This is a genomic window from Leisingera sp. SS27, from assembly GCF_028368855.1.
In the GTDB taxonomy this organism is placed as follows: domain Bacteria; phylum Pseudomonadota; class Alphaproteobacteria; order Rhodobacterales; family Rhodobacteraceae; genus Leisingera.
This window is the reverse complement of sequence record NZ_JAQNCY010000003.1, coordinates 260624-281755: the sequence shown is the minus strand read 5'-3', so window position 1 is coordinate 281755 and position 21132 is coordinate 260624. Positions and strand designations below refer to the sequence as shown.

Annotated in this window: 21 protein-coding genes; 14 read left to right on the top strand and 7 right to left on the bottom strand. The window is 64.2% G+C overall.

Annotation, left to right across the window (positions count from 1 at the left end; translation table 11 throughout):
- Nucleotides 1–17: 17 nt before the first annotated feature.
- Nucleotides 18–1418 (bottom strand): aldehyde dehydrogenase family protein, encoded by a 1401-nt coding sequence (locus tag N6L27_RS09315; protein WP_271906972.1) that lies wholly within the window; start codon nucleotides 1416–1418, stop codon nucleotides 18–20.
- Between the two features lie 23 nt (nucleotides 1419–1441).
- On the bottom strand, nucleotides 1442–1819 hold the full coding sequence (locus tag N6L27_RS09310; RefSeq protein WP_271906971.1) for a nuclear transport factor 2 family protein: 378 nt from the start codon (nucleotides 1817–1819) through the stop codon (nucleotides 1442–1444).
- A gap of 82 nt (nucleotides 1820–1901) precedes the next feature.
- On the opposite strand from N6L27_RS09310, the gene N6L27_RS09305 reads away from it, so the two are divergent.
- From N6L27_RS09305 to N6L27_RS09270, 8 genes are all read left to right on the top strand, one after another.
- Nucleotides 1902–2906, top strand: a complete 1005-nt coding sequence (locus N6L27_RS09305; RefSeq protein WP_271906970.1) for a helix-turn-helix transcriptional regulator — start codon at nucleotides 1902–1904, stop codon at nucleotides 2904–2906.
- A 168-nt stretch (nucleotides 2907–3074) separates the two neighbouring features.
- A complete protein-coding gene (locus N6L27_RS09300) occupies nucleotides 3075–4355 on the top strand; it encodes an ABC transporter substrate-binding protein (RefSeq protein ID WP_271906969.1) in 1281 nt (426 codons plus the stop codon).
- Between the two features lie 3 nt (nucleotides 4356–4358).
- A complete protein-coding gene (locus tag N6L27_RS09295) occupies nucleotides 4359–5072 on the top strand; it encodes an ABC transporter ATP-binding protein (protein WP_271906968.1) in 714 nt (237 codons plus the stop codon).
- Nucleotides 5069–5773: an ABC transporter ATP-binding protein gene (locus N6L27_RS09290; RefSeq protein WP_271906967.1), complete on the top strand. Its 705-nt coding sequence runs from the start codon at nucleotides 5069–5071 to the stop codon at nucleotides 5771–5773. Before N6L27_RS09295 ends, N6L27_RS09290 begins: the two co-directional genes overlap by 4 nt.
- Complete coding sequence (locus tag N6L27_RS09285) at nucleotides 5770–6639, top strand: branched-chain amino acid ABC transporter permease (RefSeq protein ID WP_271906965.1); 870 nt, start codon at nucleotides 5770–5772, stop codon at nucleotides 6637–6639. Before N6L27_RS09290 ends, N6L27_RS09285 begins: the two co-directional genes overlap by 4 nt.
- Nucleotides 6636–7562: a branched-chain amino acid ABC transporter permease gene (locus N6L27_RS09280; RefSeq protein WP_271906963.1), complete on the top strand. Its 927-nt coding sequence runs from the start codon at nucleotides 6636–6638 to the stop codon at nucleotides 7560–7562. Before N6L27_RS09285 ends, N6L27_RS09280 begins: the two co-directional genes overlap by 4 nt.
- A gap of 36 nt (nucleotides 7563–7598) precedes the next feature.
- Entirely contained in the window at nucleotides 7599–8927 is a 1329-nt protein-coding gene (locus tag N6L27_RS09275; RefSeq protein ID WP_271906962.1) for an outer membrane beta-barrel protein, read from the top strand.
- Between the two features lie 26 nt (nucleotides 8928–8953).
- Nucleotides 8954–10066 (top strand): class II histone deacetylase, encoded by a 1113-nt coding sequence (locus tag N6L27_RS09270; protein ID WP_271906961.1) that lies wholly within the window; start codon nucleotides 8954–8956, stop codon nucleotides 10064–10066.
- Nucleotides 10067–10552: 486 nt separating this feature from the next.
- Here the strand turns inward: N6L27_RS09270 and N6L27_RS09265 are convergent, their stop codons facing one another.
- Together N6L27_RS09265 and N6L27_RS09260 are read right to left on the bottom strand one after the other, a co-directional pair.
- On the bottom strand, nucleotides 10553–11281 hold the full coding sequence (locus tag N6L27_RS09265; protein WP_271906960.1) for an aspartate/glutamate racemase family protein: 729 nt from the start codon (nucleotides 11279–11281) through the stop codon (nucleotides 10553–10555).
- Between the two features lie 32 nt (nucleotides 11282–11313).
- The gene (locus tag N6L27_RS09260; RefSeq protein ID WP_271906959.1) at nucleotides 11314–12333 is read right to left on the bottom strand and encodes a D-cysteine desulfhydrase; all 1020 of its coding nucleotides are present in this window, start codon (nucleotides 12331–12333) and stop codon (nucleotides 11314–11316) included.
- A 122-nt stretch (nucleotides 12334–12455) separates the two neighbouring features.
- Here N6L27_RS09260 and N6L27_RS09255 point away from each other — a divergent pair, with 122 nt between their 5' ends.
- On the top strand, nucleotides 12456–13352 hold the full coding sequence (locus N6L27_RS09255; RefSeq protein WP_271906958.1) for a LysR family transcriptional regulator: 897 nt from the start codon (nucleotides 12456–12458) through the stop codon (nucleotides 13350–13352).
- On the opposite strand, the gene N6L27_RS09250 is transcribed toward N6L27_RS09255, so the two are convergent.
- On the bottom strand, nucleotides 13347–14231 hold the full coding sequence (locus N6L27_RS09250) for a LysR family transcriptional regulator (protein ID WP_271906957.1): 885 nt from the start codon (nucleotides 14229–14231) through the stop codon (nucleotides 13347–13349). The genes N6L27_RS09255 and N6L27_RS09250 overlap by 6 nt on opposite strands.
- Nucleotides 14232–14447: 216 nt before the next feature.
- Here N6L27_RS09250 and dctP point away from each other — a divergent pair, with 216 nt between their 5' ends.
- The 5 genes from dctP (at nucleotide 14448) to N6L27_RS09225 (ending at nucleotide 19056) form a co-directional block, all read left to right on the top strand.
- Nucleotides 14448–15431 carry a TRAP transporter substrate-binding protein DctP gene (gene dctP, locus N6L27_RS09245; protein ID WP_271906956.1) on the top strand — a complete coding sequence of 328 codons (984 nt, stop codon included), beginning with the start codon at nucleotides 14448–14450 and terminating at the stop codon, nucleotides 15429–15431.
- 74 nt (nucleotides 15432–15505) lie between these two features.
- On the top strand, nucleotides 15506–16015 hold the full coding sequence (locus tag N6L27_RS09240; protein WP_271906955.1) for a TRAP transporter small permease: 510 nt from the start codon (nucleotides 15506–15508) through the stop codon (nucleotides 16013–16015).
- Nucleotides 16015–17316 (top strand): TRAP transporter large permease, encoded by a 1302-nt coding sequence (locus N6L27_RS09235; RefSeq protein WP_271906954.1) that lies wholly within the window; start codon nucleotides 16015–16017, stop codon nucleotides 17314–17316. Before N6L27_RS09240 ends, N6L27_RS09235 begins: the two co-directional genes overlap by 1 nt.
- Entirely contained in the window at nucleotides 17316–18086 is a 771-nt protein-coding gene (locus N6L27_RS09230) for an alpha/beta fold hydrolase (protein WP_271906953.1), read from the top strand. Before N6L27_RS09235 ends, N6L27_RS09230 begins: the two co-directional genes overlap by 1 nt.
- A gap of 94 nt (nucleotides 18087–18180) precedes the next feature.
- Nucleotides 18181–19056, top strand: a complete 876-nt coding sequence (locus tag N6L27_RS09225; RefSeq protein ID WP_271906952.1) for a DUF1206 domain-containing protein — start codon at nucleotides 18181–18183, stop codon at nucleotides 19054–19056.
- A 22-nt stretch (nucleotides 19057–19078) separates the two neighbouring features.
- On the opposite strand, the gene N6L27_RS09220 is transcribed toward N6L27_RS09225, so the two are convergent.
- Both N6L27_RS09220 and N6L27_RS09215 read right to left on the bottom strand, forming a co-directional pair.
- Entirely contained in the window at nucleotides 19079–19963 is an 885-nt protein-coding gene (locus N6L27_RS09220) for a PhzF family phenazine biosynthesis protein (protein WP_271906951.1), read from the bottom strand.
- Nucleotides 19963–21111 (bottom strand): peptidoglycan-binding domain-containing protein, encoded by a 1149-nt coding sequence (locus tag N6L27_RS09215; RefSeq protein WP_271906950.1) that lies wholly within the window; start codon nucleotides 21109–21111, stop codon nucleotides 19963–19965. Before N6L27_RS09215 ends, N6L27_RS09220 begins: the two co-directional genes overlap by 1 nt.
- Between the last annotated feature and the right edge of the window lie 21 nt (nucleotides 21112–21132).

Genomic DNA, 21132 nt, shown 5'->3' with positions numbered 1-21132 from the left:
CAGCCCCGGCCGCCGGTTCAGGCGAACACCACCTGGATATCGGTGTATTCCGCCAGCCCCTCCTCGCCGAACTCCACACCGAGACCGGAGGATTTCACCCCGCCAAAGGGCGCGTTGGGCTGGATCGCACCGTGCTTGTTGATCCAGACAGAACCGCATTCCAGCCGTGCCGCGACGCGGCGCGCCCTGGCAATGTCGCTGGACCAGACCGACCCGCCCAGCCCGTTGGGGCTGTCGTTGGCGGCGGCTACCGCCTCTTCCACATCGCGGTATTTGATCACCGGCAGGGCCGGGCCGAACTGTTCCTCATCCACCAGCGCATCGCCGTTGGCGAGGCCTGCGATGATGGTCGGCTCAAAGAACAGCCCTTCACCGGGATTGCCGCCCAGCAGCACCTGTCCCTTTTCGCGGGCGCTGGCGACAAGCCGGGCCACCTTGGCGTGCTGCATCGGGTTTTGCAGCGGACCGAGGATGGAGTTCTCGTCCGATCCCGGCCCGACCGGAATGCCGCGGGCGAATTCTGCCAGCGCGGCGCAAACCGCGTCATGGATGTCCTCGTGCACATAGAGGCGTTTCAGCGCCGCACAGGTCTGCCCATTGTTGATGAAGGCCCCCCAGAACAGCCCCTCGGCGATTGCCTGGGGGTCGGCGTCCGGCAGCACAATGCCCGCGTCATTGCCGCCCATTTCCAATGTCAGCCGCTTCATCGTGGGCGCAGCTGAGGCCATGATCTTCTCTCCCGTCGCGCAGGAGCCGGTGAAGACGATCTTGCGGATGCCGGGGTGGGCCGACATGGCTGCACCCAGGTTTTCACTGCGGTCGTCGCCGGTGACGCAGTTAAGGACGCCTGCGGGCAGCACATCGTTCAGCAGCGCGACCAGCCGCAGCGTGCTGAGCGGAGTGAGCGGCGACGGCTTGATCACCACCGTATTGCCGGTGCGCAGCGCAGGCAGGATATGCCACACCGCGATCATCACCGGGTAGTTCCACGGCGTGATCGATCCGACGACGCCCAGAGGTTTCCGGTGCAGCTCGACCCTGCCCTCCGCGTTGTCCTGTAACACTTTGACGGGCAGTGACAGGCCCGCGGTGCAGCCAGCCCAGGCCTGCGCGCCGCCCATTTCAAACCGTGATCCAAGCCCGTTGAGCGGTTTACCCTGTTCCGCCGTGATCAGCTGCGCGAGTTCTTCTGAATGGTCCGCAATCTTCGCTGTCACGGCCTCGCAGTAACGCTGCCGCTCGCCATCCGGGAGCTGCGACCAGCTGGCGAAAGCCTCCTGCGCGGCGGTGACGGCCCGATCCAGATCCGCCAGCGTTCCGTTCGGCGCCTGGCCTGCCAGCCCGCCTGCCGGGTTTGCCACATCAAAGCGGGCGGCCGCAGGCGCGGGCGCACCGCCGATTGTCATCTCAAATGCCATGGGATGTTCTCCTTGCCAGCGGATCAGGCGGCGGGCATGAAATAGTCCATATGGACCTTCCAGCCGTCTTCGCCGTTCTGCCAGACCACCACATAGGCCAGATGGATCTCACCTGCGCCTTCGGCCCGCGGCGTCAGTACCACCCGGCCTGTTTCAATGGCGCTGCTGCCCTCTTGCTGCACGGACGTGGTGGTAAGCAGCGCCGTTTTCATGTCCTGCACGGCGCCAAGGAAATAGGCCGAGGCGCCATCGCGCCCGGAAAAGGTTCCAACCCCCTGGCCGATCACCACGGGATCGGATGTATAATAGCCCTCCACCAGCGCGGCGATGTCGCCGGCAGCGAAATCCGCCTCAAACTGGCGCGACTTGGCGGCGATCACGTCTTTCAGCGTAGCAGTCATGGTGCAATCCTCCCTTGCGTTTGCGCTTGCCCCGGATCGTTCCGGGGCGCTGGCAGCAACGCTAGTCAGGGAAAGAGTGGCGATGTATAGTGCATATGCACTATGTGTTTTGCAGCTTGGCGCGGGATACCCGGACCTGATGAACCGCTATGATTTGAGTGAATTTGTGCTGAGCCTGATGGACAAGGCCAACACCCATACGCCACTGAATTTTCAGCAGCACATGATCGGGCTGATGCGCGGGATCACGGTGTTTGATTCCGCCTGGTGGGGCTGGTCCGTGTTCCGCGGCGGCAAGATCGCCATGGTGCACACGATGGTCAGCGGCCTGCCGGAGGGGTTCGAACCCAAGGTCAAGGCGCATCTGGTGAATGATCCTTTCGTCCGCACGGGCCGCTCTCTGAAACGCTATGCCCGGTCTTTGTCGGTTGAGGATGCGGTGACAGATCCCGGGTTCAAGATTTTTGCCGGGGAGTTCGACCTGACCCAGATGCTGAACGGTCATTGCAAGGTGCGCGAGGGGCCATTCAATTTCTTCATGTCGCTCTACCGGCATGGTCAGAAACCAGCCTTCACCGACACAGAGACAACAGATTTCCTGGCCATCCTGAGGCATCTGGAACAGGCGTTGTCGATGTGCCTGCAGCTTGACCTCGGATTGCGGGTGGATCCCGGCAACGAGTGGGCGCTTCTGGACCATGAGGGGGAGCTGTTTCTATGCTCCTCCGGTTTTGGTGCCGCGGTGAAAGCCGGGCTTGAACCCGGGCAGAAGCAGACGGAGAAGCTGCGGAAGCTGGCCGGGCAGCCGGTGACCACCGCTGCCTCGGGGACAACTTTCAGCCGCGCCCGGTACTCGGCAGATCTGTGGCTGGTCTCCGCGCAGCCTGTCAGCCCCTTAACCGGTCTTTCGCCAAAGGAGCGCCAAGTGGCGGAGCTGCTGATTTCCGGAGCGACCATGCGGGCAATTGCCGAAGCGGCTGGCGTCTCGGTTAATACCGTGCGGAATCAGGCAGCTTCCATCTACCGGAAGACAGGTGTGCACAGCAAAGTTGAGCTGCTGCGCCTGGCGGGCAGCCTGCCGCGTTAGGCATCGCGGCGCTGCAACACCGCAGGCCTGTCCCGCTGAAACTCCGTCGCCTTGCCGTCCGGCTCTGACCGCTTTCGTGATCTCGGGACCCCAGCACAGGCATGGTGCATATGCACTATGTTTGTACCGGGGCGCCTTCCCTACCGTTTTGGAAAAGGGAGGATCACCATGACCAGACATTCATCATTCAGCCGCCGCGGTTTCCTGGCCGGAACTGTTGCCGCAACCGGCGCACTGGCGATGCCGTCCATTGCAACTGCGGCTTCCAAAAAGGTGCGGATCGGCTTCATCTCGCCGCTGAGCGGGCCGCGCGCCTCCTTCGGGACCTCGGACCAATGGATGGTCAGCACCATCCGCAAGCAGCTGGAAGGCGGGCTGAACGCCGGTGGCAGCGCTCATGAGGTGGAGATCATCGTGAAGGACAACCAGTCCAACATGAACCGCTCAATCTCTGCCGGCAATGAGCTGATCCTGCGCGACCAGGTCGACATGCTGCTGATCAACGACGGGGATGCGGCGGTCGCATTGGGCGAGATCGCCGATATCCACGGCATCCCGACGATGAGCACCATGCAGCCCTGGCAGGCCTGGATGTTCCCGCGCGGCTCCAACCCCGAACAGGGCTTTCCCTGGACGTTCCACTTCTTCTGGGGCGCGGATGACGCGATGAGCACTTTTGTGCGGCTCTGGGACCAGATCGACACAAACAGGACCGTCGGCGACTTCTACCTCGACAATCCGGTCGGGCAGGCCTTTGCCGATCCCGCCATGGGGCTGCCGGGCTTTATCGAACGGGGCGGCTATTCGCGCACCGACGGCGGCATGTTCAAGATCGATGCGGATGACTATTCCGCCCAGGTCAGCCGTTTCCGCGAGGCGGAGGCCGATATCGTGACCGGCTTTGGCTTCCCGCCGCACTGGATCACCTTCTGGAACCAGGCGGGCCAGGCGGGCTACACACCCAAGGCCTGCACCTTTGCCGCGGCCTTCCTGTTTCCGCAGGCGATTGAGGCGATGGGCGCGCGTGGCGACGGCATGACAACAGAGGTCTGGTGGACCCCGAATGTGCCCTTTGCCTCCTCCTTCACAGGGCAAAATGCCCGCGAGCTGGCCGGCGCCTGGGAGGCGGACAGCAATGCGCAATGGGTGCAAACGCTGGGCTACAGCCACGCACTGTTCGAAGTAGGCCTGAACGCTCTGGTGCAGTCCGGCGCGCCCAAGGACCGGGCGGCGGTGCGCGACGTGTTTGCCGCGACAAAACTGGATACGGTTGTGGGGCCGGTGGATTTTGCCTCCAGCCCGATCCGCAATGTGGCCAAAACGCAGCTGGCAGGCGGCCAGTGGCGCAAGTCCTCGGGCAAGCATGCGTTTGAGCTGGTGATCACCGAGAACACCCTCGCACCCGGCATCCGCGCCGAAAGCGAAACCATCGCCTTGCCCAAGGTCTGAGCCATGCTGGACGCGCGAAATCTCAGCAAGGCGTTTGGCGGCCTGCGGGTGATCGAGGATGTCTCGGTCACCGTGGAACCCGGCAGCTGCCTCGGCATCATGGGGGCCAATGGGGCGGGCAAGAGCACGTTCTTTGATCTGCTGACCGATGTCACACGTGCCGATGGCGGATCGGTCCGCGTGGCCGGGCGCGATGTCACCGGGTTCGATACCGCCGGGCGGGTGCGCGCCGGGCTGGCGCGTGCCTTTCAGGTGCCGCGCGCCTTTGCGTCGCTCAGTGTCAGCGACACCCTGTATCTGGCGCAGCACGCCAGCCACGGTATTGCACCCAAGGACGCAAGGGCACGGGTGGAGGAGATACTGGAGATCACCGGCCTGGGACCGCACCGCACCAGTCCTGGCACCGCGCTGCGGCTCTTGGACCGCAAGCGGCTGGAGCTGGCCAAGGCGCTGGCCTCCGATCCCAAGGTGATCCTGCTGGACGAGGTGTCCGGCGGGCTGACTGATCAGGAAACCGCCGAGATGGTGGCACTGGTCAAGCGCCTGAAGGAGGCGGGCTTCGCGGTCCTGTGGATTGAGCATATCGCCCACGCGCTGCAGGAGGCGTCCGACAGGATCATGATGCTGGCGCTGGGGCGCAAGCTGATCGAAGACCGCCCGGAGGTCGTTGCCGCCGATCCGCAGGTGCGTGCGCTTTATCTGGGGGCGGCGGCATGACCCTGTTGCAGATGCAGAAACTGACCGCCCGCCACGGCGATTTTCAGGCCCTGTTCGGGATTGATGCCCATGTGGGCAAGGGGGAGACCGTCGCGCTGATCGGTGCCAATGGCGCTGGCAAGACCACGCTGCTGCGCGCAATTGCCGGGCTGGGCACACGCGAAGCCGGACAGCTGACCTTTGCCGGGCAGGACATTCTGGCACAGGACCCCGGCGCGCTGGCACGGCGCGGCATCGCCATGGTGCCGGAAGGCCGCCGGCTGTTTCCCAGCCTGACAGTCGCGGAAAACCTGATGATCGGCGGTGATGTCGGACGGCGCGGCCACTGGACCCTGCCGCGGGTACTCGAGCTGTTCAGTGAGATCGCGCCAATGGCGCAGCGGCCCGCCGGGCTGTTGTCGGGCGGCCAGCAGCAAATGGTGGCCATCGGCCGCGCGCTGATGACCAACCCGGAGCTTTTGCTGGTGGATGAGGCCTCCCTCGGGCTGGCGCCGGTGATTGTGGACCGGGTGTACGAGGCCCTGTCCGGCCTCAAGGCGCGCGGCACCACCATTGTGCTGGTCGAACAGGATATCCGCAGGGCGCTGGCGGCCTCTGACCGCTTCTACTGCATGCTTGGCGGGCAAGTGTCGCTGGCGGGTGCTTCGGATGGCGCCTGTATCGAACAGGTGAGCCAGGCCTATTTCGGAGAGAACCAATGAATGCAGCCATCGAAATCCTGATGAACGGTCTGTTCCTGGGCGGGCTCTATGCGCTGTTCGGGCTGGGGCTGTCGCTGATCTTCGGCGTCATGCGGATTGCCAATATTGCCCACGGCGAGCTGGCCATTGCCGGCGCACTGGCGCTGTTCACCCTCAGCGCGGACTGGCCGGTCAGCCCCCTGCTGCTGATGCCGCTGGTCTGCGCGGGCGCCTTCGCCTTCGGCTGGCTGCTGCAGGCACAACTGCTGAACCGGGTGCTGAGCCCGGACCCGATGCCTGCGCTGCTGGTCACTTTCGGCCTTTCGGTGGTGATGCAGAATGCCATGGTCGGCCTCTACGGAGCCAACAGCCGCAGCATCGACCTGGGCGCGGTCAAGACCGCCAATCTCACTATTGCCGGCCAGACGATCGGCTGGCTGCCGCTTGGTATCTTCCTGCTGTCGCTGGCTCTGTTCGGCGGGTTGCATCTGGTGCTGCGCAAGACCCGGCTGGGCCGGGCCGTCCGCGCAACCTCCGATGATGCGGAAACCGTGGCGCTTTTCGCCATCCGCCGCCGCCGCATCTTTGCCGTCGCCATGGCGGTCTCAGCCGCCTGTGCGGCACTCGCGGGCATGCTGCTGGCCTCGCGCAGTTCGATCACGCCGTTTTCCGGCGCCGAGCGGCTTCTGATCGCCTTTGAAGTGATCGTGATCGGCGGGCTTGGCTCGATCTGGGCCAGCTACCTTGGCGGCATCGCCCTAGCGCTGGTGCATGTGGCGGGTTTCTACTTCGATCCGGCATCGGGGCTGCTCTACGGGCACCTTCTGCTGCTGGTCTTCCTTCTCATCCGCCCGCAGGGGCTTGCCGGAAAGGCGGTGACACGATGACCCGGGCCCTTGCTGTTGTGATTTTTGCAGCCCTCGCCGCGGCGCCAGCGCTGCTGGATGTCGGCGGGCTGGCGCTGCTGACTGAAATGCTGGTGCTGCTGGCAATTGCCCAAAGCTGGAACCTGCTGGCGGGCTACGGCGGCCTGCTGTCGCTTGGCCACCACGCATTTGTCGCCGCCGGGGCGTACCTTTTGTTTGCCGTCACACGGGACCTGCCTGTCTCTCCCTACATCATGGTCCCGTTGGCCGGGGCCGGGGCGGCGCTGCTGGCGCTTGCCCTGACCCCGGTGCTGTTCCGCCTGCGCGAGGTTTATTTCGCCATCGGCATGTGGGTGGCGGCGGAGATCGTCAAGATCGCTGTCAGCCGCCTGGACTACTTCGGAGCCTCGTCCGGCTTGCCGCTTTATGCGGCGCGGCGGATCGACACCAGCTGGCTGCCCGCCTCGGCGCATTGGTTTGCGCTGGCACTGGCCGCGGGGCTGTGCCTGGGCCTGTGGCGGCTGCAGCAAAGCCCCTATGGACTGCATGTCCATGCGATGCGCGATGACGAAACCGCCGCCCGTTCGCTGGGGGTAAAGACCAGGCGGATCAAAGGGACCATCTTTGTGCTCTCTGCGGCAGGCTGCGGAATGGCCGGGGCAATCAGCTTTCTTGGCACGCTTTATGTCTCGCCGGTTGCCGCCTTCGACATCAACTGGACAGTGAATGCGATCTTCATCTGCGTGATCGGGGGGCTTGGGACCATCCGCGGCCCGGTGCTGGGCGCGCTGCTGTTCGTACTCCTGCGGGAGGGGCTCGCTGCCTATCCCGGCTGGAGCCAGATTGCCCTCGGCGTCATCGCGGTTGCGGTGATGCTGATGGCGCCGAGGGGGCTGAGCGGCCTGCTGGACCGCCTGCTCCCCAACACCAGAAGGGCCGTCTGAAGCGGCCCGCAAGACCACACCTTCAGGAGGGGAAAAATGAAGAAGAGTTTGATGCTGGCCGCTTGGCTGGCCGGATCGCTGCTGCCTGCCGCAACCCGCGCAGAGGATGCTCCGCCGCCGGATGCCTACGGCTCTTTGTTCCGCAGCATCGCGGGCGGCAGCCTGGAAAAGAACCACCGTATCGGTGTCCTGGGCTGGGTGGATGCCACCGCAATCACCGCGTCCAGCACTGGCGCGGACGGGTCGCTCGGCAACGGTGCGTTTTTCTCCGGCGAGAAAGGGCTGAACCTCAACCAGCTGGGATTGGTGTTCTGCCGCGGTATCAGCTGCCCGGGCCCGCTGGCCGGCCGCCCTCAAGGCGTCATTGCCCGGGTTGGCCCTTTTCCGGGGCCGCGCGGCGGCCAGGTGGAGTTCGGCTTCAACGTCACGGCAACTTACGGGCGGGATTCCGACTTCTTCCGCACTGCTGGGTTTGACGATTTCACCTCCGATCTGGACAATGACAACAAGCTGGCCTTCCCGCAGGCCTATGCTGAGGTCTATCTGCCGGTGCTGGGCGGCACCACGGTTCTGGCGGGCAACTTCCTGTCGCCGGTTTCCGGCAAGGAAATCGGCCTGCCGTTCACCCCGCCCAACTGGTTTTCGACCCATACCTACAGCCTGCAGCACGGGCCGGGCACACATACCGGTGTTCTGATCAGCTCGCGCCTGCCCACGCGCGAAGGGGCCGGGCTCTGGGGGTTTGAGCTGGGCGCCGTGACCGGCTGGAGCACAGTGGAAGACAGCCGCCCGACGCTGATCGGCGCGCTGCGCTGGCGCAGTGCGGATTTCCGGACCTGGGTCGATTTCGAAGCGGTCTATGGCGACGGCGAGGGCGACGCCTATGGCCCGGCCCGCGGAGGTTCCGCCTATATCGCGCTCAGCTCCACGGATGAGCGGCTTGACCGCGCCGCCGCCTATCTGACGGTTGGCCATCAGGTGAACCCTGATCTGTCCCTGGCTTTTGAGGCCAACTACGGCTTTCAGGAGGGCGGCGATATTCCGGCGCCCGGCGCGATCACCCGAAAAAGCGAATGGTACGGCCTCAATGCCCAGGCCCGTTACAAGCTTGCGGACAATCTGCATCTGAACGGGCGCGCCGAGTGGTTCCGCGACGACAACGCCGCCAACATCCAGTGGGCCGCCAATGGCGCTACCGGCGGCAATGTCTATGCGGTGACGGCGGGGCTGGAATGGCAAGCAACTCCCGCGCTGCGGATCCGGCCAGAGCTGCGTTACGACACCTATGACGGCGGCGGCACCCTGTTTGGCGGCGGCCGCAACGACCAGTTCACCGCGCTGCTGAACGCAACGCTGCGCTTCTGAAACCTGCACATCGAGGAGAGACGAAAATGCCGGGTACAGGATTTTACTTTGACGAACATTGCCTGTGGCATACCACTGGCGAACACGCGCTGATCATGCCGGTGGGGGGCTGGGTGCAGCCGCCCGCAGGCGCCGGCCACGCGGAATCGCCGGAATCCAAACGGCGGCTTAAGTCGCTGATGGATGTGTCCGGACTGACAGCCCAGCTGGGTGTGCAGTCCGCCCGGCCCGTCACCGAATGCGAAATGGCGCGGGTACACAGCGGCGGCTATATCGAACGCTTCAAGGCGCTCAGCGATGCGGGCGGCGGCAACGCCGGAGTATTCTCGCCCTTTGGTGCAGGCAGCTACGAAATTGCCGCACTGTCAGCCGGCCTGGCACGGCAGGCGGTTTTTGATGTGCTGGACGGCACCTATCAGAACGCCTATGCGCTGTCGCGCCCGCCGGGGCACCACGCCGGGCGCGAAGGCTCCATGGGCTTCTGCCTGCTCGCCAACATTCCGATCGCCATCGAGGCCGCCAAGGCTGAAAAAGGGCTGGGCCGGGTCGCGGTGCTCGACTGGGATGTGCATCACGGTAACGGCACCCAGGACATCTTCTATGAACGTGACGACGTCTTCACAATCTCGATCCACCAGCAAAGCTGCTTCCCGCCGGGCTCCGGCCGGGGCGAGGAGCGCGGGTCCGGCGCCGGCACCGGCTGCAATCTCAACGTTGAACTGCTGTCGGGGGCCGGCCACCAGTCTTATGCCGATGCGATGGAGCTTCTGGTGCTGCCCGCGCTCTACGAATTCAATCCGGATCTGATCATCGTGGCCTGCGGGCTTGATGCCAATAACTTCGATCCGCTCAGCCGGATGACCGCGCACAGCGGCACATTCGCCTATCTCACCCGCGCGGTGATGAAGGCCGCGCGCGACCTGTGCGGCGGCAAACTGGTCGCGGTGCATGAAGGCGGCTATGCCGAGGCGGTTGTGCCCTTCTGCGCCCATGAGGTGATCGCAACGATGGCAGGAATCCAGAGCAATGTCGAAGATCCGTTCCGCGGCGTCGCCGAAGCCAACCAGCCGCCGGCGGACTTTGTTCAGTTTCAGCGGGAAAGGCTGCAGACGTTTGCCGGCCGCTTGATTGCAGCTTAAACAGAGGATCCGCACAACTGTGAACTGCAACGGGTTGCCGGGTGTTCGGCTGCCCCCCTGCAGGGCGGAGCGGCGATCATTTTCCAGCGATTTGCCGCCGCGGCCAACGGGCTGTCAAAGAACCGCCGGAAGCCCTTGGAGCAATTTGTCTCAGTTCTGATTTGCAGAAATCTGACGCGCCATTGGAGTGCTGTTGCTGCGGGTGCAAAAAAGTGTCGCGTGCCTTTGCACGCGCATTCGTTGTGATGACCATAGGCCAGTTTAAGCCGCTTCTTGCCTGTGCGGCCCTGCTGCAGTGAAAATGCAGGTTCGGTGAGACCAGCAATTCGTCTGGCAGCGGCTGCCTTTGCGGAGCTGACTGCACCGCGGCAAAAGCTGTGCCGCATGAGCCAGCAACTGTTGCGTCAGCGAAGGCAGGAAGCCCAAGGCCGGTTCCGTCCCAAGCGCAGCCCCTCCACGCCCCCGCCGTCCGCGCGCAACGGGATCCTAGCCCCCTCCGGGCGCCTCCCCCTGCCGCACATCCTGCATGGCAAATGCGACAACGGCCCGGCTGACCTCGTTCAACGCGTCAAACGCAGGAACATCCGCCTCCAGCCCGTCGAACAGCAGCGAAAATTCGGTGCAGGCGGTCACGATGCAGTCTGCCCCAGCCGCCCGCAGGCCGGCCGCCAGCTCACCCAGCCTTCGGCGGGAGAGGTCTGTGACGCCCTCTGCCTTGATCGTCTGGATCAGCTGCAGAAGCTCGTCCTCCTCACTGCAATAGAGCGGCTCCAGCCCGCGCGCCCTTGCAGGAGCTTCATAAATTCCCGTCATCCGCACCGCCGGCGACGCCAGTATGCCGGCACTCCGCAGCGGCAGCCCCGATGCCTTGATCGCTTCGGGCACCGCCTCGATCATACTGATCAGGGGAATGCCGCAGGCGGCGGTGATGGCCGGCGCGTAGAAATGCGCGGTATTGCAGGGCATCACCAGCGCCCTGGCCCCCATCGCCTCCAGCTGCTGCGCCATCCCGGCCAGCACCGGAGCCGGATCCGGGCCGGTGCGGCGGATCAGGTGATCAATCCGCGACGGCACCTGCGGATTGCAGTCCACCAGCAGCTGGATATGGTCCTGATCACGTGCCGCAGGGGTGCAGCTGATGATGCGCTGCATCATCAGCACTGTCGCCTCCGGCCCCATGCCGCCAAGGATGCCTATCGGTCTGGGCGTGCGCATGTCTTCTGCCGGTACCTCCTTCAAGGGTCAGATCAGGCTGATTTCCAGCGGCCCGCAAAGTCGAACGCGCTGTCATAGCCGAACAGCGCCGCCGCGCCGCCGGTATGCAGGAATACCACCCGCTCACCTTTCTTGAAATGGCCCTTGCGGATCAGATCAATAAAGCCGGCCGCTCCCTTGGCGGAATAAACCGGATCCAGCAGGATGCTTTCCAGCTCGGCAAACATGCGGATCGCTTCCAGCCCGCCCTCAGTCGGGATGCCATAGCCCTCGCCGACGTAATCGGTGTTGGCCACCACATCCTCGCGCTGCACGATGCCGGCGCAGCCCAGCTTCTCCGCCGTGGCACAGGCCAGATTATAAACGTTCTCTTCCTGCTTGGGCTTGGGCGCCCGGACACCGATGCCCAGGAGCGGGATCTGTGCGTTCATTGCCTTAAGGCCAGTGATCAGCCCCGCCTGGGTGCCGGCAGAGCCGGTGGCGTGCACGATGTGGTCGATCTGCAGCCCGCCGGCATTCGCCTGCTGCAGGATTTCAAATGCGCAGTTCACATAGCCCAGGGCACCCGTGGCGTTGGAACCGCCGCCGGGGATCGTATAGACCTTGCGGCCATCTGCGCGGAACGTCTCGGCAACGGCCTCCATTTCGGCATTCATGTCCAGACCGCCCGGACGTTTTTCAGTTGTGGCGCCATGCAGGTGGTCCAGCAAAACGTTGCCGTTGTTGTTGTAGTTCGCGTTGTTCGATCCGGTCCGGTCCTCCAGCAGGATATGGCAGTCCAGCCCCAGCTTGGCTGCAAAGGCTGCGGTCTGGCGGGCATGGTTCGATTGGGTGGCGCCCTGGGTCATGACCATGTCGGCCCCCTGCAGCTCCGCCTCTGCCATCAGGAACTCCAGCTTGCGGGTTTTGTTGCCGCCGGTGGACAGCCCGGTGCAATCGTCCCGCTTGATCCAGATCTCGGGCCCGCCCAGCTCCTTGCTCAGACGGTCGAGCCGCTCCAGCGGCGTGGGCAGATGGGCGATGAAACGGCGGGGGAAGCGGGCAAGATGCATAGGGCTCTCCTAAAGTGGATTTAAGGCAAGTTAACTGGCCTTATTCCGGTAAACTAATGCAAAATTCGCACCTTAAGTTGCCTTCCTTGCATGTTACAGGGTTTTCCAAGTATCCTGCCGCCATGCAGCTGGACTGGATTGACGACATACTTGCGGTGATTGACACAGGCTCTCTGGCGCGCGCGGCAGAACAGCGTCTGCTGACTCAGCCCGCCTTCACCCGGCGGGTGCGCGGCATCGAGACCCGCCTTGGCCTCCAACTGTTCGACCGCGCCCGCAAGCCGGTGACGATCCTGCCCGGCGTTATGGCGATGGAGCCTGAACTGCGCGAACTCAGCGCCCGCCTGCGCCGCCTGGAGCACGACCTGAAGATATCGGTCGAGAGCGGCGGCCGCGGCGTTGCCTTTGCCTGCCAGCACGCGATCACGGCAACCATCTCGCCCTGGATCGTGAAACTGCTGACCTCCGCACAGGACCAGCCGGTGCGGGTCCGCTCAGGCAACCGCGATGCCTGCCTGATGCAGCTGCTGTCAGGCGAAGCCGATTTCGCCGTCGCTTATGACTGGACCGGCGGCGGAAACCTTGCGCTGCCCGATGCCTTCGGCACCCGCGCATTGGGAACCGACCAGCTGGTGCCGGTGGCAGCGCCCTCCCTTATGGCCGCGCTGGAGCAAACCGAAATCCCCGCAATCACCTACCCGTCCGATGTGTTTCTCGGCCGGGTAGCCAGCCACGCGATTCAACCCCGGCTGCCGGACGGCACCGTGCTGCTGCCCAAGGCCGAAACCGCGCTGACGCTGGCGGCCTGCGAATATGCGCTGGACGGGATCGGCGTTGCCTGGCTGCCGCTGAGCCTGGTCAGGCCGCATCTTGAAGCCGCCCGCCTGCTGCGCGTGCCCGGCCTGCCCGCGGAAGAGCTGAGCGTGGTGATGATCCGCCTCGCCGGGCGCAGCAGCCGTCAGCAGGAAGCCGTCTGGCGCCTGCTGGGCGATGCGCCGGACGGCCCCGGCCTCTCATAGCGCTTCCCACACCTGCAGCCCTGTCTTGTCCAGGCGCTCCAGCGAGCAAAACAGCGACAGGGTCAGCTCTGCCTGCCAGGCAGGGCCGCCGACCTGAACCACCCGGCCCGCGGCGAGCTCCGCCGCCACCACGCTTTCGGGCAGCCAGGCGATACCGCTGCCGGACATCATCCGGCGTTTGATGGCCTCGGTCAGCGCATCCATGTAGCGCAGCGACAAAGGCGGCGTGCGGCTGCCGATGGTCTGATCAACCACCGACCCGAGGAAACTGCTGGGGTCATAACCCAGATAGGGAAACAGTTCACGCCCGCCGCGGTCCAGGTCCCAGCCCCCGGCCCTGGCCGCGGCGGCTTCCGCCACCGGCAGCATCAGCTCAGTGCCGATGTCCTTGCGCGCGAATTGCGCCTCATCGAAGACCGGCTGGACGTCCTTGTGCCGGTAATACAGCAGGAAATCGCAGGTGCCTTCCGACAGCAGCTGGCAGCAGGTGCGCAGGTTGTCCGAATAGATCCGCACCCGCAGGTTCGGGATACTGTCCTCCAGTTCGGCAATCCGCAGCGACAGGTAATTGACCGAGATCGTATGCAGCACCGCAACGCGCTGAAACGCGGTGCTGCCCTGCTCCTGCGCCCGCAGGGTCTGGCGGATGTCGGTGAGGTCCGCAATCAGTTCCAGCGCTACCGGCAAAAACTGCTGGCCCGCCTCAGATAGCTGCACCGGGTAGCTGGACCGTTTGATCAGCGGCACTCCCATCCAGATCTCCAGCGATTTGATCCGCCGGCTGAAGGCGGACTGGGTGATATTCCGCTCTTCCGCGGCGCGGGTGAAATTCAGCGTCCGTGCCAGGCAGGTAAAGTCCCGCAGCCAGTTGATGTCCATCACAGACCTCCCGATCAACGCCAATATGCTGGAAACAAACGTCTATGCGTTTTCTGCATAGTTTAATGAAATATTTGAGTTGGCCAACCCCGCACGGCAGCACCTAGCCTTTCTGGCAGGCATCCCGGGCCTCAGGCCAAAATCACCAAAAGGGGGAGCCACGGGCCCGGCGTCCTTAAGAGCCGTCATGAAGCCCGAGTTTCAAGGGAGGAACGAATGATCAGAACGACAACATCCGCGGTTGCCCTGGCGGCTGCCCTGGCCGCAGGCGCGGCCTCCGCCGAGACCACGCTGCGTCTCAGCACCTATGTGAACGAATCCGACATCCGCTATCAGGGCTTCACCCATTTTGCGGACCTCGTGGCGGAAAAGACCGGCGGCTCCGTCAAGGTTGAGGTGTTCCCCTCAGCCACCCTGCACGGCTGGTCCGAGGGCGTCGATTCCGTTCAGGGCGGCGTCTCCGACATCAGCTGGATCAACGCCGACAACCGCCTGCCCTGCTATGCGGTCACGTCGCTGTATCCGGCCGAGGTCAGCCTGGAAGACCAGACCGGGCTTGATGCTGCCTATGCCGAGCTGATCCGGGATGAGGCCGCAAACGCTGGCCTCGTGCCGCTGTTCAACTCGAATTACTCCTACGATCAGGAATGGTGGTTCGAGGAGCCGATCAGCGACATCGGCAACCTGGACGGCAAGCTGGTCCGCTCCATCGGGCCGCTGGTCAGCATGATGATTGAGACCTGGGGCGGCGAGCCGGTGTTCGTGGCGCCCAAGGAAGTGTTCCAGTCGGCTGAACGCGGTGTCGTGGATGGCATCAACATGGGGGTTGCCACCTACAGCTCCTGGAAGCTGTGGACCGTGATGCCCTACATGGTCAACGCCAACCTGTTCTATGGCAACATCCAGTACATGATGAACAAGAACAAGTTCGACGCGCTGACCGCAGAGGAACAGGCGGCGCTGACGGCGGCTGCGGCAGAGACCGAAAAATGGCTGCAGCCGCACTATGAGGCCTGGGTTGATCAGCAGGTCGGCAATGCGGTCATGCAGGGCGGCGGTGCGGCGGTGTCCATTCCGGACGAGCAGCGCGAAGCCCTGATCGCCAGCGTCAAACCCAAATGGGATGAAACGGTGAACGAGGCCTGCGGCGCGGAAATGGCCGACAGCATCCGCTCCCTGCTGGCCAGCCACGCGCCCTAAGGCTCCCCCCGGCCCGGCGGTGCGGCACCTTGCCCGCCGCCGGGATCTGAAGACCTCCAACAAGGAGCCCTGTCATGGATGACGGTTTAGACCGCCTGATCCGGGCCGTGGAACGCGTCGTCGTCTGGCTGGCCGGAGCGGGCGCCGCTGTGGTTCTGGTTCAGATGCTTTGGATCTCTTACGGTGTCTTTGTGCGCTACGGCCTGGGAAAACCCGACCGGATGGTGACAGAAGCCACCGCCCTGCTGCTGTTTCCGGTCGCCTTTGCCGGCCTCGCCTATGCGTTGCGCGAAGATGCCTTTCCCAAGGTCACGATGATCACGGAGCTGCTCCGCCCCGGTGCCCGGCGGCTGCTGGATATCATCAATCACATCCTGATGCTGGGGGTCGGCAGTTTCTTTGCCTATGCCGGGGTCAGCGCCACGATCCGTTCGTTCAACTCGGGCGTTGCCTCCGAAATCCTGCATTGGCCCCGTTATTTGTTCTGGGCTCCCGGCGCGACGGCGCTGGTGCTGTTCTCATTATATGCCGCGCTGCGTCTGATCCGCCTGATCAGCACCCCGGCCCCTACGGGAGACCTCTAATGGAATGGTATACTGTTGGCCTTGGCCTGCTGGGCCTGCTGATGATGTTCATCACCATCGGCCTGCCCATCCCCTTTGCCCTGGCGGCGGCCTCGCTGCCGTTCCTCTGGCAGATCCAGGGCTGGGAAACCTCCATTGTCTCGTCTGAACTGAAGCTCTGGGGCGTCTGGATCGACTATATCCTGCTGGCGGTGCCGCTGTTTGTCTTCCTGGGGGAACTGATCGGACGTTCCAGCATCGGCCCCAACCTCTACCAGTTCCTGCATCAGGGCGTGCGGATCAAGGGCTCTGCCGCTTATGGCTCCATCGGCGCCAGCGCAGGCTTCGGGGCGGTCTGCGGCTCCTCGATGGTGGGGGCGCTCACCATCGGCGGCGTCGCCCTGCCGGAAATGCTGCGGCTGGGTTACGGCAAGCGGCTGTCCAGCGGCGTGCTGGCCGCAGGCGGCACACTGTCGGTGCTGATCCCGCCCAGCCTGATCCTGCTGTTCTACGGCATCGTGACAGACCAAAGCATCGGTGATTTGTTCATTGCAGGCGTAATCCCCGGGCTGATCCTGGTCTCCAGCTTTGTGGTGGTGGTGCTGGTCTGGGGCATGATGAAGCCCGAGGACATCCCCGGCAGCGAAGACGCCGCCAAGATGCCGCTGAAGATGATCCTCAGCACCATCGGCCCGGTTATCCTGATCGGCCTGGTGATCACTGTCGCGATCTACGCAGGCATCGCCACCCCGACCGAGGCCGCCGCTGTCGCCGCCCTCCTGACCGTGGTGCTGGCCTTCTGGGTCGGCGACCTGAACTGGCTTGGCTTCAAGGGGGCGATCTTTGCCACCATGCGCACCATGGGCTACCTTGGGCTGCTGTTGTCGGCCGGCGTGCTGTTCGGCTTCGTGCTGACCTACTACCGGGTGCCTCAGCAGTTCACCGACCTGTTCCTGTCGTTTGAGCTGTCACCCTACACGGTCCTGGCCATCGTGCTGGTGTTCTACATCGTCCTTGGCATGTTCCTGGAACCGGTGTCGATGACCTTCATCACGCTGCCGACCATCTACCCGCTGATGGACGCAGCCGGCTTTGATCTGATCTGGTTCGGTGTCGTCTACACCATCACCATGGAAATCGCGGTGCTGACGCCGCCCGTGGGGCTGAACCTCTATGTGATCCAGGCCATCGGCCGCGAACAGGTGAGCATCGGCGACGTGATCATGGGCTGCCTGCCTTTCATCGCTGCGATGATCCTGCTCATCTCTATTCTCATCCTGTCGCCCGACGTGGCGCTGTGGCTGCCGGAGCAGATGCGCTGATGCCAAACCTCCCCTATCTGCGTTCCGGCTCCGGCCCGGTTCTGGTGCTGGTGCACGGCTACCTCGGCGGTGCGGACCAGTGGCAAAGCGAAATCGATGCCTTCAGCGGCGAATACGATGTCATCGCTCCCAACCTTCCAGGCTTTGGCGCAGCCGCAGGCCTGCCCGGCTGCAGCACCATCGCCGCAATGGCAGAGGCGGTGCTTGCCCTGCTCGACAGCCTGAATGTTCCGGAGTTCATCCTCATGGGCCATTCCATGGGCGGCATGATCGCCCAGGAAATGGCCGCAGCCCGGCCCGATGCCGTGCAGAAGCTGATCCTCTATGGCACTGGCCCGCTCGGCCTGATGCCGGACCGGTTCGAACCCATCACCGTCTCGCGCGAACGGCTGCTGGCCGACGGCGTGGCAAAGACCATCGCGCGCATCGGGGCAACCTGGTTCAAATCAGGCACCAAGGCGCGCGGCTACCCGCTGCTGACACGGATCGGCGACCAGGCCAGCCCCCAGGCCGCTTTGGCCGCGCTGGAAGCTATGGCGGGCTGGGACGGACGGCAGGCTCTGCCGCGGCTGACCATGCCGACGCTGGTGGTCTGGGGCGATTCCGACCGCTCCTACCGGTGGCCCCAGGTGGAATCGCTGTGGACCAACCTGCCCAACGTGCGCCTGTCGGTGGTGCCCGGCGCCGCCCATGCTGTGCACCTGGAAAAACCAGCCCTGTTCCATTCCCTGATCCGTGACTTCCTGCAGGAAGGCTGCAGCACGGATTAGAGACAGCAGCGGTCAATGGCGCCGGCGGGAACTTTCTGCCGGCGCAGGCGTTCTTTTCCTGCCCGACCTCCAATGCAGCAGTGAAAGGCCAGGAATGCCTCCCAGCTCCCGCCCGACCAGTAACCGCAGCATCGATCCGAAACACGAAACACCCGGCCATTTCGCCTGGGCGGTGCCGGTCATGCGCGCAGGCTACGCCGGGCGCGGGCTGGTTTACCTGCTGGTCGCCAGTGCTTCGCTGTGGTCGATCTGGCACGGCGGCGACGCCGAAGGCACCGCAGAAGCGATGGGCGGGCTGCGGGGCTTCCTGGGGACGGCCGTGCTGGTGCTGATTGCGCTCGGCATGTTTGCCTATGCCGCCTGGCGCGCCGTGGACAGCATCTGGGATCTCGAAGACTACGGCAACACCGCCAAGGGCCTGATTGCGAGGGCCGGCATGATCGCCACCGGCCTCGTGCATCTGGGCCTCGGCCTTTTGGCCATCACCGTGCTTTTGGGACGATCCGAAGGGCTCGGCAAGACCGATCTTGCAAACCGGCTTCTTGCATCTCCCGCAGGCCAGACGGCCATGGGCACTGCCGGTGCGCTGACGCTCGCTGCCGGCGGCTACTATCTTTACAAGGCCTGGACCGAAGGCTACCGCAGCCATCTCAAGGGAAACCCGACAACCCTGCATCTGAACCTGGTGCTGAAGGCCGGCATGGCTGCCAATGGCGCCGCGACCGGCATCATCGGCCTTTTGATGGTGCAGGCCGCCGCCTTTGCCTCCCGCAGCCAGGCCGGGGGGCTCGGCACAGCGTTTGACTGGCTGCAGGACAGAACATACGGCCAGCTGCTGGTGACCTTCCTGTGCATCGGCCTCTTGGGCTTTGCCTTGGTGTGTTTTGTCAACGCCGCCTGGCGCATCGTGCCAAAAGCGGACGACCGGGGCATCCCGTCTTTGCGTGACCTTTCGGACGCCCGGACCTGAACCGGCTTTCGCGGCCCTCCGGTTACAGGCAGTCCGGCAAATCCACCGTGCCGCGCATCAGCACAAATCCTTCGCCAGCAACCCGCACGCCTTCCAGCGCATCCGGCGATCCAACCCGTGCCACCCGCGCCTGGCCCGGCCTGCCCATTCCGTGACCCTGCTCGGCGGTGAACTCTTCCTTGTCCATCAGGCCATGGCGCCACAGGTAGGACGCCATCGCGCCGGTAGCCGACCCGGTAAAGGGATCCTCCGGCGGGCTCGGCGGCGCCATCAAGAGGCGCGAAAAGGTATCGCCTGCCCCGGTTGCCCCTTCCAGCGTGACCAGAAACGGCTCCATCATGTCGATACCGTCAGCACCCAGCGATTTGCCCAGCACCGCCAGTGCATCCAGGTTCAGCTCTGCCGCCTCCAGCGCTGCGCGGTCCTTCAGCACGGTGACGCAGAACGGCAGCCCGGTGGAGACCTTCTGCGGCTGCCCCACGATCGCCTCCACCGGCAGGCTCACCGCCGCCGCCACCAGTGCCGGATCGGCAAAGGGGCCGAACTCCGGCGCAACCTGCGTCATCTCGATCAGATCGCCGTCCAGCCGCACCGGCACGATGCCGGCGCCGGTCTCCAGGGTGATGCTGCCGCCCGCGATCAGCCCCCGGTCCCGCATCGCCGCCACCGTGGCGATGGTCGGATGGCCGGCAAAGGGGATCTCGCGGCTGGCCAGAAAATAGCGCACCTTCACATCCGCCACTTCCGACGGTCCTGTAAACGTGCATTCCACCAGCGAGGTTTCCCGCACATAGGCGGTGCAGACCGCCTCCGGCAGATGCGCCCCGCCATGCACCACCGCACAGCCATTACCGCCGAACGCCCGGTCCGAGAAGGCATCCACCCAGTCAAAGTCAAATTGTGCCATCACGAATTCCTCCGCCGCATTTTTGTTATGTACGCCCGCTCCGTGCCGGGCCGCTTGCGCAATTCCATAATCTGCGCCTCAAATTCTGCCATGCCAAGACCAAAGGTGCCCTGAAACGCCTGATCCCAGCTTTGCCCTGTGCTGAGCCGCCGCCAAAAGCTGAACAGCGCTTCCTCACCGCTGATCCGCGTCAGGACATGAACCGCGTAGTGGGCCAAATCGTAGTCGCCTTCGGTTCTGACCGTCTTGTGCGCCCGCATGCCATTAAGGCTCTTCTGCGACTTCAGCGACCTCTGATGCAGCTCCGGAAGACCCGGCGCGCGCAGGCGCAGGGCCTTCTTGCCGAACCGCGCCGCCACCACTTCGGCGCTGCCCTCCACCAGCCATGCGGGGCCCATACGAGCACGTACTGCGCGGCCATTGAACCCTTCGGAACGGGCTCCGCCCAGTTCAGCCTGAAACAGATGCATATATTCATGCGCCATCATCGATCCAAGCCATTTGCGGGATCGCTTGAGCCAGGCGTCGTCCGCCTGATGCGGATTATCCCAGCATATATACATGAACTTGAGATAGGCTGCCCCCGCAACGCCGAAGGTGTTCTTGCAATGAGCCGCAATCGACGCATCCGGATTAAAGCGCGCGCTGGACATATCGCGCAGCAAATGGCGCACAAAGCCCTGAACCTCTTTGGTGCCGCCAGCCGCTGCAATACCGATATGCCCGGCCAGTACGATCCCGTATTCCCGGTCCATAAACCGCAAAACCCGGTCATGCGCCTGCCGGATGCCCTTTTCCACATTGGGAGCATCCGCCAGAATGCGCACTGGCGCGGCGGACAGCAGATACCGTTTCAGCCCGCCGTTCAGAACCGGCAGCTCACGGCACCAGTGAATGGCGGTTTTCGGAGCCAGAGCGGGAAGACCGGCCAGCACTCCAGACCTGGCCTGCGCCTGTTTCATCGCTTGCCAGGCGGCCTTGGTCTGCGGCGACAGGCGCCCGTCCGGCTGACCGGGAGCATATCCCAGATCTTTCAGCTGCTGCTGGACGCATGTCACAAACGGGTCAGCACTCGCGGGTGCTGACATTACTGCCAGTCCAAGCGCCAGCCCCAGCGCCCGAACCAGCGGGCGGAAATTCCTGAACATTCAAAGCCCCTTCTGCAAAAT

What these genes read in the sequence shown, in the direction of transcription:
- N6L27_RS09315 (WP_271906972.1), bottom strand. Translation starts at nt 1,418, where the DNA reads ATGGCATTTGAGATGACAATCGGCGGTGCGCCCGCGCCTGCGGCCGCC.
- N6L27_RS09310 (WP_271906971.1), bottom strand. Translation starts at nt 1,819, where the DNA reads ATGACTGCTACGCTGAAAGACGTGATCGCCGCCAAGTCGCGCCAGTTT.
- N6L27_RS09305 (WP_271906970.1), top strand. Translation starts at nt 1,902, where the DNA reads ATGTATAGTGCATATGCACTATGTGTTTTGCAGCTTGGCGCGGGATAC.
- N6L27_RS09300 (WP_271906969.1), top strand. Translation starts at nt 3,075, where the DNA reads ATGACCAGACATTCATCATTCAGCCGCCGCGGTTTCCTGGCCGGAACT.
- N6L27_RS09295 (WP_271906968.1), top strand. Translation starts at nt 4,359, where the DNA reads ATGCTGGACGCGCGAAATCTCAGCAAGGCGTTTGGCGGCCTGCGGGTG.
- N6L27_RS09290 (WP_271906967.1), top strand. Translation starts at nt 5,069, where the DNA reads ATGACCCTGTTGCAGATGCAGAAACTGACCGCCCGCCACGGCGATTTT.
- N6L27_RS09285 (WP_271906965.1), top strand. Translation starts at nt 5,770, where the DNA reads ATGAATGCAGCCATCGAAATCCTGATGAACGGTCTGTTCCTGGGCGGG.
- N6L27_RS09280 (WP_271906963.1), top strand. Translation starts at nt 6,636, where the DNA reads ATGACCCGGGCCCTTGCTGTTGTGATTTTTGCAGCCCTCGCCGCGGCG.
- N6L27_RS09275 (WP_271906962.1), top strand. Translation starts at nt 7,599, where the DNA reads ATGAAGAAGAGTTTGATGCTGGCCGCTTGGCTGGCCGGATCGCTGCTG.
- N6L27_RS09270 (WP_271906961.1), top strand. Translation starts at nt 8,954, where the DNA reads ATGCCGGGTACAGGATTTTACTTTGACGAACATTGCCTGTGGCATACC.
- N6L27_RS09265 (WP_271906960.1), bottom strand. Translation starts at nt 11,281, where the DNA reads ATGCGCACGCCCAGACCGATAGGCATCCTTGGCGGCATGGGGCCGGAG.
- N6L27_RS09260 (WP_271906959.1), bottom strand. Translation starts at nt 12,333, where the DNA reads ATGCATCTTGCCCGCTTCCCCCGCCGTTTCATCGCCCATCTGCCCACG.
- N6L27_RS09255 (WP_271906958.1), top strand. Translation starts at nt 12,456, where the DNA reads ATGCAGCTGGACTGGATTGACGACATACTTGCGGTGATTGACACAGGC.
- N6L27_RS09250 (WP_271906957.1), bottom strand. Translation starts at nt 14,231, where the DNA reads ATGGACATCAACTGGCTGCGGGACTTTACCTGCCTGGCACGGACGCTG.
- dctP (WP_271906956.1), top strand. Translation starts at nt 14,448, where the DNA reads ATGATCAGAACGACAACATCCGCGGTTGCCCTGGCGGCTGCCCTGGCC.
- N6L27_RS09240 (WP_271906955.1), top strand. Translation starts at nt 15,506, where the DNA reads ATGGATGACGGTTTAGACCGCCTGATCCGGGCCGTGGAACGCGTCGTC.
- N6L27_RS09235 (WP_271906954.1), top strand. Translation starts at nt 16,015, where the DNA reads ATGGAATGGTATACTGTTGGCCTTGGCCTGCTGGGCCTGCTGATGATG.
- N6L27_RS09230 (WP_271906953.1), top strand. Translation starts at nt 17,316, where the DNA reads ATGCCAAACCTCCCCTATCTGCGTTCCGGCTCCGGCCCGGTTCTGGTG.
- N6L27_RS09225 (WP_271906952.1), top strand. Translation starts at nt 18,181, where the DNA reads ATGCCTCCCAGCTCCCGCCCGACCAGTAACCGCAGCATCGATCCGAAA.
- N6L27_RS09220 (WP_271906951.1), bottom strand. Translation starts at nt 19,963, where the DNA reads ATGGCACAATTTGACTTTGACTGGGTGGATGCCTTCTCGGACCGGGCG.
- N6L27_RS09215 (WP_271906950.1), bottom strand. Translation starts at nt 21,111, where the DNA reads ATGTTCAGGAATTTCCGCCCGCTGGTTCGGGCGCTGGGGCTGGCGCTT.